This is a genomic window from Myxococcales bacterium (assembly GCA_016703425.1).
Taxonomy (GTDB): domain Bacteria; phylum Myxococcota_A; class Polyangia; order Polyangiales; family Polyangiaceae; genus JADJCA01.
In genome coordinates, this window is the sequence record JADJCA010000002.1 from 183,249 (window position 1) to 197,627 (window position 14,379).

13 protein-coding genes are annotated in these 14,379 nt (G+C 68.7%); 3 read left to right on the top strand and 10 right to left on the bottom strand.

Annotation, left to right across the window (positions count from 1 at the left end):
* Positions 1 to 7: 7 nt before the first annotated feature.
* Positions 8 to 286, top strand: a complete 279-nt coding sequence (locus tag IPG50_07085; protein MBK6691955.1) for an acylphosphatase — start codon at positions 8 to 10, stop codon at positions 284 to 286.
* A 39-nt stretch (positions 287 to 325) separates the two neighbouring features.
* Entirely contained in the window at positions 326 to 1,519 is a 1,194-nt protein-coding gene (locus IPG50_07090) for a HEAT repeat domain-containing protein (GenBank protein MBK6691956.1), read from the top strand.
* A 6-nt stretch (positions 1,520 to 1,525) separates the two neighbouring features.
* Here the strand turns inward: IPG50_07090 and IPG50_07095 are convergent, their stop codons facing one another.
* From IPG50_07095 to IPG50_07115, 5 genes are all read right to left on the bottom strand, one after another.
* Positions 1,526 to 7,729, bottom strand: a complete 6,204-nt coding sequence (locus tag IPG50_07095) for a protein kinase (GenBank protein MBK6691957.1) — start codon at positions 7,727 to 7,729, stop codon at positions 1,526 to 1,528.
* Positions 7,730 to 7,909: 180 nt separating this feature from the next.
* A complete protein-coding gene (rplQ, locus tag IPG50_07100; GenBank protein MBK6691958.1) occupies positions 7,910 to 8,389 on the bottom strand; it encodes a 50S ribosomal protein L17 in 480 nt (159 codons plus the stop codon).
* Between the two features lie 174 nt (positions 8,390 to 8,563).
* Positions 8,564 to 9,589 carry a DNA-directed RNA polymerase subunit alpha gene (locus IPG50_07105; GenBank protein ID MBK6691959.1) on the bottom strand — a complete coding sequence of 342 codons (1,026 nt, stop codon included), beginning with the start codon at positions 9,587 to 9,589 and terminating at the stop codon, positions 8,564 to 8,566.
* A 168-nt stretch (positions 9,590 to 9,757) separates the two neighbouring features.
* A complete protein-coding gene (rpsD, locus tag IPG50_07110) occupies positions 9,758 to 10,387 on the bottom strand; it encodes a 30S ribosomal protein S4 (GenBank protein MBK6691960.1) in 630 nt (209 codons plus the stop codon).
* Positions 10,388 to 10,641: 254 nt separating this feature from the next.
* Positions 10,642 to 11,883 (bottom strand): bile acid:sodium symporter, encoded by a 1,242-nt coding sequence (locus IPG50_07115; protein MBK6691961.1) that lies wholly within the window; start codon positions 11,881 to 11,883, stop codon positions 10,642 to 10,644.
* Positions 11,884 to 12,168: 285 nt separating this feature from the next.
* Here IPG50_07115 and IPG50_07120 point away from each other — a divergent pair, with 285 nt between their 5' ends.
* Positions 12,169 to 12,327, top strand: coding sequence for a hypothetical protein (locus IPG50_07120; protein ID MBK6691962.1), 159 nt, complete (start codon positions 12,169 to 12,171; stop codon positions 12,325 to 12,327).
* A gap of 2 nt (positions 12,328 to 12,329) precedes the next feature.
* Here IPG50_07120 and IPG50_07125 read toward each other — a convergent pair whose 3' ends face one another.
* The 5 genes from IPG50_07125 to infA all read right to left on the bottom strand — a co-directional run bounded on the left by IPG50_07125 (position 12,330) and on the right by infA (position 14,360).
* Positions 12,330 to 12,827 (bottom strand): hypothetical protein, encoded by a 498-nt coding sequence (locus IPG50_07125; GenBank protein MBK6691963.1) that lies wholly within the window; start codon positions 12,825 to 12,827, stop codon positions 12,330 to 12,332.
* A gap of 276 nt (positions 12,828 to 13,103) precedes the next feature.
* Positions 13,104 to 13,523 carry a 30S ribosomal protein S11 gene (gene rpsK / locus IPG50_07130; protein ID MBK6691964.1) on the bottom strand — a complete coding sequence of 140 codons (420 nt, stop codon included), beginning with the start codon at positions 13,521 to 13,523 and terminating at the stop codon, positions 13,104 to 13,106.
* Positions 13,524 to 13,564: 41 nt separating this feature from the next.
* Positions 13,565 to 13,942, bottom strand: a complete 378-nt coding sequence (rpsM, locus tag IPG50_07135) for a 30S ribosomal protein S13 (GenBank protein MBK6691965.1) — start codon at positions 13,940 to 13,942, stop codon at positions 13,565 to 13,567.
* Between the two features lie 25 nt (positions 13,943 to 13,967).
* Positions 13,968 to 14,081 (bottom strand): 50S ribosomal protein L36, encoded by a 114-nt coding sequence (gene rpmJ / locus IPG50_07140; protein ID MBK6691966.1) that lies wholly within the window; start codon positions 14,079 to 14,081, stop codon positions 13,968 to 13,970.
* 36 nt (positions 14,082 to 14,117) lie between these two features.
* Complete coding sequence (gene infA / locus IPG50_07145; GenBank protein MBK6691967.1) at positions 14,118 to 14,360, bottom strand: translation initiation factor IF-1; 243 nt, start codon at positions 14,358 to 14,360, stop codon at positions 14,118 to 14,120.
* Positions 14,361 to 14,379: the final 19 nt, after the last annotated feature.

Here is a 14,379-nt window from a genome sequence, read left to right on the forward strand (position 1 = left end):
ACAACCGATGGCGACAAAACGCGTGCAGCTCATCGTCCGAGGCCGAGTGACCGGGGTCTACTTCCGCGCGTCAGCGCAGCGCGAAGCGCGACGCCTCGGCATCACCGGGTGGGTGAAGAATCGCAACGATGGCTCCGTGGAGATCTTGGCGGAAGGCGAAGAGGACTCGATCAAGGAGATCGTGAGCTGGGCCCATCACGGCCCCGCGGCGGCGCGCGTCGACGGCGTCGACGTACGGTGGCGCAGTTACTCGGGCGAATTCGCCGACTTTCGCATCGAGCAGTAGCGCGGAAGCGCGGCCCCGCGGCGAGCGTTTACGATGGCGATGCGACACACCTGGCTCCTCGCCGGAGCGCTCACTCTCGCAGGGCTCATGGTCGGCCCACCGGCGGCAGCTAGCGCGGTCGACGGAGGCACCGCCGCAACCGCCGTGTCGCCCGCCCTGTCGGCGGCGTTCACGACCGGCGACGAGGCGGCGCGAGGCGGCGCGCTTCGCGAGCTCTTGCGCATCGGCTCAACGGAGGCCGTGCGCCTCGTCGTCTCGCGAGCGCCCGAGCAAACGCCCGCGCTGCGCCGCGCCATCGAAGAGGGACTCGGAAAGCTCGGCGAGCGCGCCGTACCGGCGCTGATCCTCGAGCGACGACTCGCGAGCGGCCCACCGGTGCGGCGCTTCGCGGCCACGCAGCTCGAAGCTATGGAGAAGTCGATGCCGGGCGAGGCGATCCAGGCCAAGAGCCCCGCCGTGCTCGGCGAGATCCTCCGCGCCTACGGGCTCGCGAAAGAGATGGACGCCTTGGGCGTCGTTCTATCGTTCGCCAACGCCGACCGTGAGGTCACGCGGGAAGCCGCCCGCCAGGCGCTCTACGACTACGGCAGCAACGCCACAGGAAAGCTCCGCGAAGCGTACGCAACCTTTCACAACCGTCCCGCGCCCGACGATTGGCCGCCGGACCGCATCAGTCGCGAGCTCTTTGCAGCCTTCGATCGCGATCGCCGACGCGAGATGTACGTCCTCCACGAAGAGGGCCTCGCGCACCTCGCGGCGGTCCAAACAAGCGCGACGCCTGACAACACGCGCCTCGCCAAGGCCGTCGACGCCTTCGACCGCATCCTCGCGCGAACGCCGGACTTCGAACGCCGGCGCGAAATGGTGCCGGCCTACGTACTCTTCGCCAAGTCCATCGAGGAGGCGGAGGCCGAGCGCGCCATGCTGCTCTACCAGAAGGCGAAGCAGCTGGACCCAGCGTCGCCACGCGCTCCCCAGATCGACAGCGCGCTGCTCTCGCTCGAAGCTCGCGCCCTTCGCAAGCGAGGCGTCACCGACGAGGACGCGCTTCGAAGGGCCATCGCGCTCGACCCGGCCAACACGATGGCGCACGCCGAGCTCCAGCAGATCGCCGATCGACGCGGCGAGCGAGCCTCCAAGCTCGCGCACTTCGGGTGGGCCGGCGCGGCCATTTGCGCGGGCCTCGCGCTCCTCCTGGGGCTCGTCGTCGCGCTCCGACGACGCTTCGCCTAAAGCCGCCTACCGACGCGGCGGCGCGAGCGAGCCTCCAGTCCACAACGTCCCGAGGCGAACGCGGGCCGCCGTCGTGACGGGGTTAAGGGCCGCGCGGACGAGATCCCCAGCGAGCGGGTGGGTCAGCACCGCGGCGAGCGCTCGCGGCCCCGCGGCGTCCATCTCGCGACGGAGCCCCGCGTTGGAAGCCTTGAGACTGTCGAGCGTCGCGAGAAGATCCCCCGTCACCACGAAGGCCGCGCGAAGCTCTGCCTGCGCCACGGTGCGCAGCAAGAGCTCGCCGCAGCTCGCCGCAAGCGGTGGAACACGCCCCGCAAGATCGACGAGCGCCTTCTTCTGCCGCCGCCCCACGAGGCGCGTGAGCCGTTGCGAGAACTCGCCGAGGAGCGCCTCGTCGATGCCGCGCACCGCCGCCATCGATCCCGGGGCGGCCCGCTCCGCCGTGGCCACGAGCAGCGCCGACAGCTCGTCCGCGAGGAGCTCGTCGACGTAGGGTACGGCCAAGGCCATGCGCACCATCGCGCGCGCGAGCGAGGCGACTTGCTCGGGCTCAGGCTTCGCAGCGAGCGCCGGTGGCACGCCGAGCCACAACTCGCCATCGATGGCGAGCACCCGCACGGAGGTGAGGCGCTCCGTTGAGACAACGGGCGGTGCGTCGAGGCCAAAGAGGCGCGCGAGCCACTGGGCGATCACCGGTAGCGCGTGGCTCGCCGGGAGCTTCTTCTTGGCGTTGATCTCGAGCGCCGCTGCGTCGCTTCGCACGAGCTTGGCCTCGAGGCCCGCAAGGGCGCCCGCCAGCGCCAGGAGTTCGCGCCCCTCCTCGGGAATGGCCACGCCCAAGATCCGTTCGCCTTCGCCTGGCGCGAGGACCACGCCGCGCCGTCGGGCGCGGAGTTCGACGTGGGCACCGTCGTCGAGCGCGCCGGCCACGGCGCGGAGCTCGCGCGCCACCACCGACTCGTCACGGCGACCGGCCCGGGCCAGCGCCGCCTCAAAGGAGGCGAGGAGCGCGCCTGGTTCGCGCAGCGACAAGAGCGGCGCCGCGTCCGGCGACATCATCGCGAATAGGGTCTTCGCCGCCTCTTCACCGTTGCCAAGGCCGACGAGGCCGCGGCCGAGCGCCGCGCGCGCCTCCGGCATCGACGGCTCGAGCGCGAGGGCACGCTTGAGGTGGGCGACGCCTTCCACGGCCTTACCCATGTCAACCTCGAGTGCGCCGAGGGCAGCCCACGCCGGGGCGTTGGGACGACCGAGCTGCTCGCCGCGCGCGACGAGCGCGGACAAGAGCCTCGCCTCGGCGCCCCGATCGTGCGCGGCCAAGTCGATGACGCGCGCCAATCGCGCCGCCGTCGGCGACACCGCCGTGGCTTCGATCATGTCTCGCTCGGCGCCAGCGCCGTCGCCAGACGCGGCGCGCCGTTCCGCGAGCTCCACGAGCGCCGACGCCTTTTCCTCTTCCGTAGGCGCCGCCTCGGCGAGGCGCGACAGGAGCGGCATGAGGTCCGCCGCGTTCGGGTTCGCCTCTTTGCGCAACGCGACCAAGTCTCGCAGCGCGGGAGCCGACAGCGGATCCATGTCCACGATGGTCGAGAGCGCGCGCTCCACCTCGCCCACCGCGCCCGCTTGCCGATGGATCGCCGCGAGGTCAAAGAGGGCCTTCATTCGCACCGGCGAGTCGCGACCGTCGGCGGCGAGCTTCTCCAGGACGCTCGTCGCATCGGCGCGAGCGCCGGTGGCCATCAAGAGATCCGCCAGGAGCCGCAGCGCCACGCCGTCATCGGGCTTCGATTGGACTACGCGACGAAGCGCGTCGATGGCCGTAAGGCGCGTGGTCGGCTCCTTGCCGAGCGCTTGCGCGAGCGCGGTCCCCGCCGCGGCGATGGCGTCGTGAGTGCGCGCGCGCGCGAGCACATCGGAGAGAATCGGCTCGAGACGTCCGGCTTCCCCGGCCTCGGAGCGCGCGGAGACGAGCGCCAGGATCGCCTGCACCGAGTCGGGCTCGGTGAGGAGCGACCGCTCGAGGAGCTCCGCCGCTTGAGCGAGCCGCTCGCTGCGGCCGCCGGGAGCATCCTTCGAAGCGAGCAAGAGCGCGGCGCGCCGGAGGAACCCCGCCGCGCGCGCCGTCCCATGGGATTGCTCCGCGAGGGCGACCGCGCCCTCGACGGCGGCGCGCACGTCCTCCACCGTTTCGCCGATCCACGCCGTCGCAGCCGCGGCCGCCGCCGAGGAGCGATCTTGCCGCAGCGCCAAGCGAACCTCCTTGAGCGCTTCCTTCTGACCAACGGCGCTCATGGCGCCACAGAAGAGCGAGAGACCAAGCTCGAGGAGCGACGCAAACCTGCGATGTTCATCCTTGGTCGATGCCAGGTCGCGCAGCGCGAGCGCCATCGGACCTCGGGCCCCAAGGTCTCCGTTGCGGAGCGCCGCGCCGGAGCGCTCCACGACCGCGTCAAGCGCCGCCCGGTCGTCGGGTGCGAGCGCCAGGACCAGCTCGAGGGTGCCCCGGATGTCGTGACCGACCAGCCAATCGGCGAGGCGTATTTGCTCCCAGAGCGCGCCCAGACGAGCGCTCTTGACCGAGAACGTCTCGGCCTGCGCCGACAGGACGCGCCTTAGCAGCCCCGGTTCGCCGTAACGCTCCGCAAGCACCTCAACGGTGCGAAGAGCCCACGGCGCCGGCGGGGCGAGTTCGATGAGCCGAGCCGAGAGGTCCAACGCGACTTCGCGCGCCATGTCTCGGTCTGCAAAACATTCATCGAGCGAGTGGGCGGGAAGCGCGTCGGGGTTCGTGAAGCGGCGCAGCGGCTCGGCGTCACCGTCTCGGGCGAGCCGCAGCGCGAGACGCCGCTGCCGCTCCACGAGCCAAGTCTCGCTGGGATTCTCGTCGGCCAGGCGATGGAGCGCGCCAAGCGCCGACGCGTCGCTGCTGGAACCGAACTCGGCGCGGCCCGCCGCCTTCCAAAGGACGCGCGCGCGAAGCTCACCATCGACGCCGTCGGCCAAGGCGAGGAGCCCTCGCTCCGCCTCTCGCGGGTCTTCGAGCTCGTCGAGAAGAACGACGAGCATGGCCAGGGCGCGCGACTCCTTCGCGTCGACGACGAGCGCCTGCCTCACGCACTCAATGGCCTGCGACCGCTGACCGAGTCGCGTGCGGAGCAGCTCGGCGAGGGCGAGCAGGCGGTCGACGCGCTCGCCGTCATCGGTGGCGAGCTCGATGAGTCGCCGGTGTTCGTCGGCGGCGAGGTGCCAGGTCTCGCTTCGTTCGAGGAGGCGGGCTCGCAGCGCGTGCGCATCGGGCCCCGACGACGACGACGCGAGGATCGCGTCGACGAGCTGAAGGGCACGGGTCGGGTCGCGCTCCTTGAGGAGCTCGGCGGCACGGAGCCGAAGCGCGTTCGCGTCGCCCACGTCGGCGGCGACGCCCGCTTGCTCTAGGAGTGACTCGGCGGCGCGGCCCGCGTCGCCAAGTCGGCGCGCGCAGCGCTCCACGCCGATCAACGCCACCATGCGACGCGGCGTCAGCGCGAGGATCGACTGGTATGTCGAGAGGGCCGCCGCCACGTCACCGGCGATCTCCTCGAAGAGCGTCGCGACGGACGTAAGGTGAGCCACACGTCGCTCGACGTCCGTCACGTTCTCCGCCGCATGGCGGTGCAACGCGACGCGGGCACGAACCTCGTCGAGCGTCGACTCGGGGCGCGTGCGCCGCGATAGGCGATCGAGGGCATCCAGCGCCTCGAGGCAATCGGCGCTGGCGGAGAGCGCCGTACGATAAAACTCAGCGGCTCGGTCCAGCTGCCCTTTGGTCTCGGCGAGCCGCGCCGCCATGAGAGCGCTCGCCGTTCGCTGTCCACCGTCCATGCTGGTCGCCGCGTCGTGTGCGTGAAGCTCGAGGAGACGCTCCACGTCGCCCTTCTTCTCTAGGAGCCGCGCGAGGGCCGCCGAGACGGTCACGTCGCCGGGCGCTCCGCGGCGAGCCTCCGAGAGCGAAAGAACGGCGCGGTCCACGTCCCCGAGCGACTCCTCCAGCGCAGCCAGGAGACGAAGCTCGACGCTGCGCTCGGCGGGATCTTTGATCAACGTGAGCCGCTCTCGACGTGCGCCGAGCGCTTCCACGAAATGCCCAAGCGACTCTTCGACCAACACCACTTCGTCGAGCACGATGCGCTTCTGCAAGGGTGACGTCACGGAGCGCTTCCTGGCACGCTCGAGGAGCTGCGCCGCGCGGGCTGGCTCGCGGAGCACGTGCCGCGCCGTCCCGGCGGCAAAGAGCTCCAAGGCGGCGGCGCGGTCGGGCGACCGCTCAAGCTCCGCCTCAGCGGCCAAGAGCTCGACGAGCAGCGCGCCGTCATGATGCTCCGTCGCCATATCGGTCGCGGCTCGACGGACCGGTCCAAGGCCACCATCGAGGGTGAGGGCACGGGCCATCGCGGCCCGCGCGTCGTCGGGACGCGCAAGATCGCGATCGAAGACGCGCGCGCGTTCCACCAGGAGCCACGCAGCGAGGCGGGGCTCGGGAGCGTACGCGTCGGCCATTCGAGCGAGGTGGTCGGCGAGGTGCGCCCTTGCTCCGGGAAGGTGTCGAAGCGCCGTCTCAAGCCCCTTGAGCGAAGCCGCGTGGCCCGGATGGATCTCGAGCGCGCGCTCGAAGCTGGCGCGTGCGCCGGCCCAGTCCTCCTTGGCCGAGAGCAGGCGACCTCGCTCGCCGAGGAGATCGGCCTTGGAGCGAGCCTCGTCGGTCCGTTCGAGCTCAGCGTCGAGCAGCCGCACGAGCGTCGCGATGGCGGAGAGAGCAGCGTCGCCTCCCCTCCCCCGCGCCGCCCGCGCCGCGAGCCGGCGTGAAAATGCGAAGGCGGCAGCGCTGGGGTTGGCCTTCGCCGACGCCGCCGCGAGCTCCTCCGCACGGGCGCCATCGCCGAGCGCATCGTCGACGATGGCTCGCTCCAAGAGGAGGCGCGCGCGCGCGGGCTCATCGCTCGGCTTGAGCGCCTGGGCCCGTTCCGCGAGCGCCTCATCGACGGCGGAGCGCAAGTTCGACGGCGGCGTCTTCGACAGCGTGGTGAGTCGCGTGCTCTCGCGGTCCGGGGGGACGCCGCCCGTCACGTCGCGCTCCGAAGGCTCGTCGACAGCCACCGCCATCCACGTCATCTTCTTGCCCGACTCGTCCCACGCGCGAACGATGGAGCCTCCCGCCAGCGCGGCGCTGCGCGAGGCCGGCGGCGAGAGCTCGTCGGCCAAGCGCTCCCATGGTCGGGCGGCGGCCGCAGGAAATAGCTCGCTGACGAGGGCGCCGACGACCGGCGCCGAGACGCCGCGCCCGATGGCCTTTACGGCGGCATCAAGCTCCGCGGCGAACACCTTGGCGGTCTTCGTGCGGTCTTCGGGGGCCCGCGCGAGCGCGCGGAGGAGCGCCTCGGCCAACGCGTCCGGGTAGCCGGGCACCTTGCTGCGCGGGTCGGGCACCTCGGCGCGCGCCACGCGGCGGACCGTCTCGACGTCGTCGTCGGCGCGGAAGAGACGGTCTCCCACGGAGACCTCCCAGAGCGTGACGGCGAGTGAGAAGACGTCGGAACGTCGATCGGACGGGGCTCCGGCTACCTGCTCTGGCGCGAGGTACGCGAGCTTGCCCTTGAGGATGCCGTGGGACGTCGACGCGATGCGGTCGCGGGCCTTGGCCAGGCCAAAGTCGATGAGCTTCGGGTCGCCATCGTTGGTCAAGAACACGTTGCTGGGCGTCACATCGCGGTGAACGATCTCGCGACTGGCCCCGCTCTCGTCGCGGAGCTCGTGGACGTAGTCGAGCGCCTCCGCGATGCGCGCGCCGACCCACGCGACGACCTCGAAGGGCATGGCACCGCCGCGCCTCAAAGCCTCGTCGACGACCTCGAGGAGCGTGCGCCCGCGCAGGAGTTCCATCGCCAAGAAATAGTGACCACGGTCGTGCCCGAGCCCGTGGATGGTCGCGATGTGCGCGTGCGCGAAGCGCGACGCGATGCGCGCCTCATCGAGGAACATGGCCACGAATTCCGTAGCCCCCTCGGCGCTCGCGCCGCGGCCCACGCAGAGCTCGGGCCGGAGGATCTTGAGCGCGACGAGCTTGTCGGGGTGCTCCCGAAGGCGCGCCAAGTACACCGTCGCCATGCCCCCCTGGGCGATGGGCGCGAGGACCTCGTAGGCATCCAATTCGGGCAGCGCTTCGGTGCCAGCCATGGACCGTGAAGCGTACACGCAAACGGGCAGCCTCCGCCGGCCGGCAGGCGGTCGTGGGGCGCTGGCGTCCGCTACGCGCGGAAAAGCGAGTCCGGTCGCGAATACGCGGCCAAAAAAGAAACGGGCGGAGCGCCGAAGCGCGCCGCCCGCATGTCTCAGACGGGCTTGGGCCCCTCGGGCTCAAGCCTCGGCTTTGGCAGCCGCCTCAGCCGGCCCGTCGACGAACTCGATGATCGCGAGGGGCGCGTTGTCGCCGCGGCGAAGGCCGATCTTGATGATCCGCGTGTAGCCGCCGGGGCGCTTGGCGAAACGCTTCGCGAGGTCGAGGAACACTTTCTCAACGATGTCGACGCGCTTGGGCGCGCCGCCCACCTCTGTGCGCGTCACGAAGCGCGGGAGGTACGCGCCGACGAGCCGCTGCGCGTGAAGCCGGCGAGCCTTGTCTTCGGCCGACAGCTTGTCTTGGGGCGTGTAAGCGGCCTCGCCGATGCGCTTGGCCTTGGTGATGAGCCGATCGGCGACGCGACGCAGCTCCTTGGCCTTCGCGTCGGTCGTCTCGATGCGCTCGTGGAGGATGAGGTTGGCCGCGAGGTTGCGGAACATCGCGCGGCGGCTGGAGGTGTTGCGGTCGAACTTTCGACCAATGTTCTTGTGACGCATGTCGCTTGCCTACTTCTTCACTCGGTTCTGCTTCTTTTTCGAGAACCGGCTCGCCACGAGGAGTGCCGGTGAAAGTCGGTCTTGGGTCGACTCCATACCCTCGCCGCGTAGCGTACGCGGCTAGCCGACGAGGAAGGGCAGCGCAACTCGCGGCCCTTCCCCGACGGGCAGTGACTAGTTCTGGTTCTGCTGCGCCTTCCAGCGCTCGACCATGAGAGGCCAGTTGTCGATCTTCATGCCGAGCGACAGGCCGTAGCCGGCGAGGATCTCTTTGATCTCCTTCAGCGACTTGCGGCCGAAGTTCTTCGTCTTGAGCATCTCCTGCTCGGTGCGCTGAACCAGCTCGCCGATGAGGGTGATGTTGGCGTTCTGGAGGCAGTTCGCCGAACGGACCGACAGCTCGAGCTCGTCAACGGACTTGAAGAGGTTCTCGTTGAGCGGCTCGTCGTCGGCCGCCGAGGCCTGGTACGACGCTTCGTCGGTCTCTTCGAAGTTGATGAAGATCGTGAGCTGCTCCTTGAGGATCTTCGCCGCGTAGGCGACCGCATCCTGGGGCTTCACGGCGCCGTTGGTCCAAACTTCGAACGTGAGCTTGTCGAAGTCCGTCTGCTGACCGACGCGGGCGTTGGTCACCGTGTAGTTGACCTTGCGAACGGGCGCGTAGAGCGCGTCGATGGGGATGGTCCCGATGGACATCGTCGCCGTCTTGTTGCGCTCGGCGGGGACGTAGCCGCGGCCCACGTTGATGGTGAGCTCCATCTGGATGGGGCCCTTCTTATCGAGCGTCGCGATGAGGTGATCGGGGTTGAGCACCTGAAGGCCGTCGACGAGCTGGATGTCGCGCGCGTAGACGGGCCCGGGGCCTTCCTTCTCGAGGCGGACCGTGTACGTCTTCGCGGACGCCGCCTTGAGGACGACCTCCTTGAGGTTGAGGATGATGTCGGTCACGTCTTCGACGACGTCGTTGACGGCCGTGAACTCGTGGAGCGCGCCCTCGATGCGAACGGCCGTGATGGCCGCGCCCTGGAGCGACGAGAGCAAAACGCGACGAAGCGAGTTGCCGAGGGTGATGCCGTAGCCGCGCTCGAGCGGCTCGCAGGTGAACTTGCCGTAGAACTCCGTGAGGGTCTCGGGCTCGACGTGCATCCCGCGCGGACGAATGAGGTCGCGCCAGTTACGAGTGACGATGTTCGTGTTCATGCTCTCGGTCCTTGTTTGAGTTCACGCGGCGAGCCCAGTCGTATTTCGAACCCGCTCGAAGGTCCGACCCGTCGCCTGCCCGTGCGAATCAGAGAAAGAAGAATTGTGCGCGGAGTACGTAGCCGAGGCGCGCTGCAGAGCAGCACGCCTCTCCTGCGCGCCGCGTTGTCAGCGTGAGTAGTACTCGACAACGAGCTGCTCGCGCATCGGCGGCTCGTTGAGCTCGTCGCGCACCGGGACGCCCTTGAAGACGCCGACGAAGTTCGCCTTGTCGAGCTCGACCCAGCTCATCATCGGGCGCTTCTCGACCTGAGCGAGCGAAGCGTTGATGCCGGCGATGGCGCGGCTCTGCTGACGGATCTCGATCTTGTCGCCGGCGTTCAGTTGAACGCTCGGGATGTTGACGCGCTTGCCGTTGACGAGCACGTGGTTGTGCTTGACGACCTGGCGGGCCTCGGCGCGCGTCGACGCGAAGCCGAGGCGGTGGACGACGTTGTCGAGGCGCGACTCGAGGATCTGAATCATGGCCTCGCCGGTGCGGCCCTTACGACGCGTGCCCTCGAAGTAGTACTTCTGGAACTGACGCTCGAGGATGCCGTAGATGCGGCGCATCTTCTGCTTCTCACGGAGACGGATGGCGTACTCCGAAAGCTTGATGCGGGCCTGGCCATGCTGGCCCGGCGGGTACGCGCGGCGCGTGTACGAACACTTCTCGGAGTAGCAGCGCTCACCCTTGAGGAAGAGCTTCATGCCTTCGCGGCGGCAAAGCTTGCACACCGGGCCAATGTAACGAGCCATCTGATTCGATCCTTCTCTCGATAGCCTCCCGGGGGAGGCCAAGAAAACCGGTTTACACGGCCAGAGCCGCTTCGTTCCCGGCGTGCTCCCATGATGGGAGCGGGGCGCCGGGTTCTACTCTTGTCGCTGGAAATGGCAAGAGTTACCGGCCCTAGCGCTCCCGCCGGTGGCAAGGCGGCGGCGCTCCAGAAAGCAAAAGGCCCCGCCGAGGCGAGGCCATTTACCTTTCTTTTCCTACAGTTACATCCGCTTGGTCAGCCGTTCGGGTGGCTCGGCAGCGGGGCGCGCTTCGGGTTCAAAACCAGCGAGTCTTCGAGGAGCGCCTCGATATCGTCGAACGTCGGACGGGAGGCCCGCTTGGCCGCCTGGACCATGCGGCGCGTGAGCGGCAACACCGGCTCGGCGCGGTCGCGCGCGTGCAGGATGCGCCGACTGAGGACGCCGGCGAGGAGCTGTTGGGTGAAGCTCCAGAGGATCGGCGGCAAGGCGACGATGGGCGACGCCGGGAAACACAACGCGGCGACGACGAGCGCCGTCGAGGTGCTCCGCATGCCCGTGCCGAAGACGAGGGCGATGGTCTCCTCGTTGGAGAGGCCGCGAAGCCGCGCTGCCGTGTAGCCGATGGCGAAGGCGAGGACGTTGACGAGGACCGTCAGCGGGAGCGCGATCGCGAGGAGGTGGTCGTGACTGGTGAGGTGCGGACGGAGCGCAGCCGTCGTGTCGCCGATAAACGCGAGCAGCACCATGATGCTGAGAATGGAGAGGACCGGTTCGAGGGCCGTCGCGACGCGCGGCAACAGCGAGCGGATGGAGGTGCCCACAAGAAGCGGGACGGCGAACGCGAACACCACCTGGAACCGAACTTTCGCGAGGAGCGGTGCTGACATGGCCTCGAGACCGGAGGCACCGGCGAGCCGACCTAGCATCGGCGGCACAAGGGCTACGGCAACGAGGCTCGTGATGGCGATGGTGCTGAGCGCGACGGGAACGCTACCAAGGCTCGAGCGCGTCCAGACGGCCGAGGTCGTCGCGACGGGAACGATCATCAAGAGGACGAGCCCGATGCAGATGGCGCGGAGGTCGGCTCCGCCAAGGCTCATGGTGGCGAACGCGATGCCGAGCGTGACGGCGGGCACGGCGACGTAAACCGTGACGAGGTTCGCGACGCCGGCCTTGGAGCGAAAGACGCGAACGAAATCCGCCGGGGTGCAGCGGATGGCAGCGGCGAGGATGATGACCGACAGCGCGAGGCTCGGCGCATCGTAGGTCCAGCCGGTCCCGGGCACGTGGAACGTCGCCCCGCGCGCAAACACCTTGGCGGCCAGTTGCGGCCACGAGAATGCCGAGATCATCGTCAAGACGAGGAGCAGGAGCGAATGCTCCCGAACCCAGCGATCGCCGCGACGAAGGATGCCGGCCGGCTCGGCTCTGTCGGCGCGGCTCTGGGGCGCGACGGAGAAAGCCTTGGGAGCCGTGTCGTTCTCGTTGGCGTGCATCAAATGCGAAACCTCTCTCCTCCCCCGGACCACAATTCCCGGACCACGATCCCGGTGTGCGAGCGCGTGAGTGCCACGTGGCAACGCCTCGCTGGATCCAACGAAGCAGGATCGGCACCAAACCAGGGATGTGCGCGTCCATGCGCAGTGCAGCACCTGCGCCAAGAAACCTTCGCGTGCGCTCTCGCGGGGCGCTTCAGCCGGTTTTGAGACGTGGCACCACGGTGAGGCGGCGCCACCAACGGTGCGCGCCGCCGCGACCCCGCGCCACAGCGAGCCTGATGCGTGAAGGACTCAGCGCTCGGATCGCAGGCGGCTCAGCGGCAATGCGCGCCCTGCTCCTACATCGATCCGCGCACGGCGGGGGCCGCGAACCGCTCTCCCATTGGACGCCCCATCGCCATGACCGATGGCGGCGCGCCCATCGCCGCGGCGCTGCCGTGAGGTCAGGGTCGATCCCAATACGGCTCGGGGCAGCCCGCGAAGCCGGGCAAGCTTACGGGCTCCGCCATCGAGTGCTCGCAGGTCACCACCGAATAGGCCTGGAGCGCCGTCTGGCAGGTGGCCGCATCGTCCGCCATGAAGATCCGCGCGCACGCGGTGAACTCTGCATCGCACGCGGTAACCTTGGCGCAGCAGCGTCCCAACGCTCGACACACCTCCGGGCCGATGGCCGCCGATGCGTCGGGACCGGGCGTTGCTGAGGGCCCCGCATCGCCTAAGGCGGGGCTGGGAATGAGGGGGGTCGCCACGCCTGCGTCGGTGCCGCTCGTGGCGGTTGGGGTCCCCGACGACGCGGGTGACGTGCCCTCGGTGTAGAGCTCGTTCTGGGAGGCCGCGGGCGGCTCCGCGACCTTCATCTTCGGAGGCGGAAGCTCCCCCGGCGCATCACCACAAGCCACGAGCACGAAGGCGAGAAGGACAAGAGGAGCCGAGGCATTCATGCTCTTTCGGACTCCACCTTTTGTGCCAGCGCGCCCTCGTACGGTTTAGACCTGCAGGCTCGGCGGTCACCCTCGAACGGCGTGTGGGACCGACCTCAAAAACGCCGGTTCGGCAGAAGGCAGGACGCGGCGGCTGCCGCTGGTTCCTGGGGGCCACAAGGCCGCTCGCCTCTGCAACGTGGCCAGGTACAAAAAGGAAACGGCCCGGCGCTTGTGCGACCGGGCCTCCTTCTGGCGCAGACTCTTGGCGCCGACTGGCGGAATCGGAGCTCCGCGTCAGACGCGACGGCGCTTCGGCGGACGGCAACCGTTGTGCGGCACCGGCGTCACGTCGCGAATGAGCGTCACCTTGAAGCCGGCCGTTTGGAGCGCGCGGAGAGCGCTCTCGCGCCCCGCGCCGGGGCCCTTCACGAAGACGGCGACGGAGCGCATGCCGTGCTCCATCGCACGGCGGGCAGCCTCTTCGGCCGCGAGCTGCGCCGCGAAGGGCGTGCTCTTGCGCGAGCCCTTGAAGCCGCGCGAACCGGCGCTCGACCACGAAACGGCGTTGCCGTTGATGTCCGTGATGGTGACCACGGTGTTGTTGAAGGTCGATTGAATGTGCGCGATTCCTGTCGCGACGTTCTTCTTGACCTTCTTCTTGGTGCCCTTGGCCTTGGGCGCGGTGGAGTTGGTGGCCGTTTTCGCAGTCGACATGTCGTGCTTCTCCGAAACCTAGTCAGACGAAAATCAGTGGCTCAGGCCGTGGGCTTCCGGCGCGAGAGGACACCCTTGCGCGGGCCCTTGCGGGTGCGCGAGTTGGTGTGGGTGCGCTGGCCGTGGACCGGGAGGCCCTTCCTGTGGCGGAGGCCGCGGTAGCAGCCGATGTCCATCAGGCGCTTGATGTTGGTCTGGACCTCGCGACGGAGATCGCCCTCGACGACGTAGTCCGTCTCGAGGAGATCGCGGATGCGCTTGATCTCAGACTCCGTCAGCTCCTCGGTCTTCTTCGTGGGAGCGATGCCCGCCTTGCCGCAGATCTCTTTGGCGAGCTTCTGCCCGATGCCATAGAGGTAGGGCAGCGAGTAGGCGATGTGCTTGTGCTTGGGAAGGTCGACGCCAGCAATACGAGCCATGGTGTTCCTCTGATGATCCTAGATGTCAGCCCTGGCGCTGCTTGTGCCGCGGGTTTTCACAGATGATGCGGACGACGCCCTTGCGGCGGACGACCTTGCACTTGTCACAAACTTTTTTGATGCTCGGACGAACCTTCATGATGTCTCTCGTTGCTGAACCCGATGCTCGGGTGGCTCACTTGTGGCGGTAGGTGATACGGCCGCGACTCGGATCGTAGGGGCTGACTTCAACGGTCACGCGGTCGCCGGGGAGAATGCGGATGTAGTACTGCCGCATGCGTCCGCTAATGGTGGCGAGAACGACGAGCCCGTTGTCGCATTTGACGCGGAACATGGCATTCGGCAGCGCCTCCTGCACAGCCCCGTCAAACTCGAGCTTGTCGCCTTTCGGCTCTTTTCGTTCCCGTCGTTCGCTCATCCAACACCTTTCGCCCACC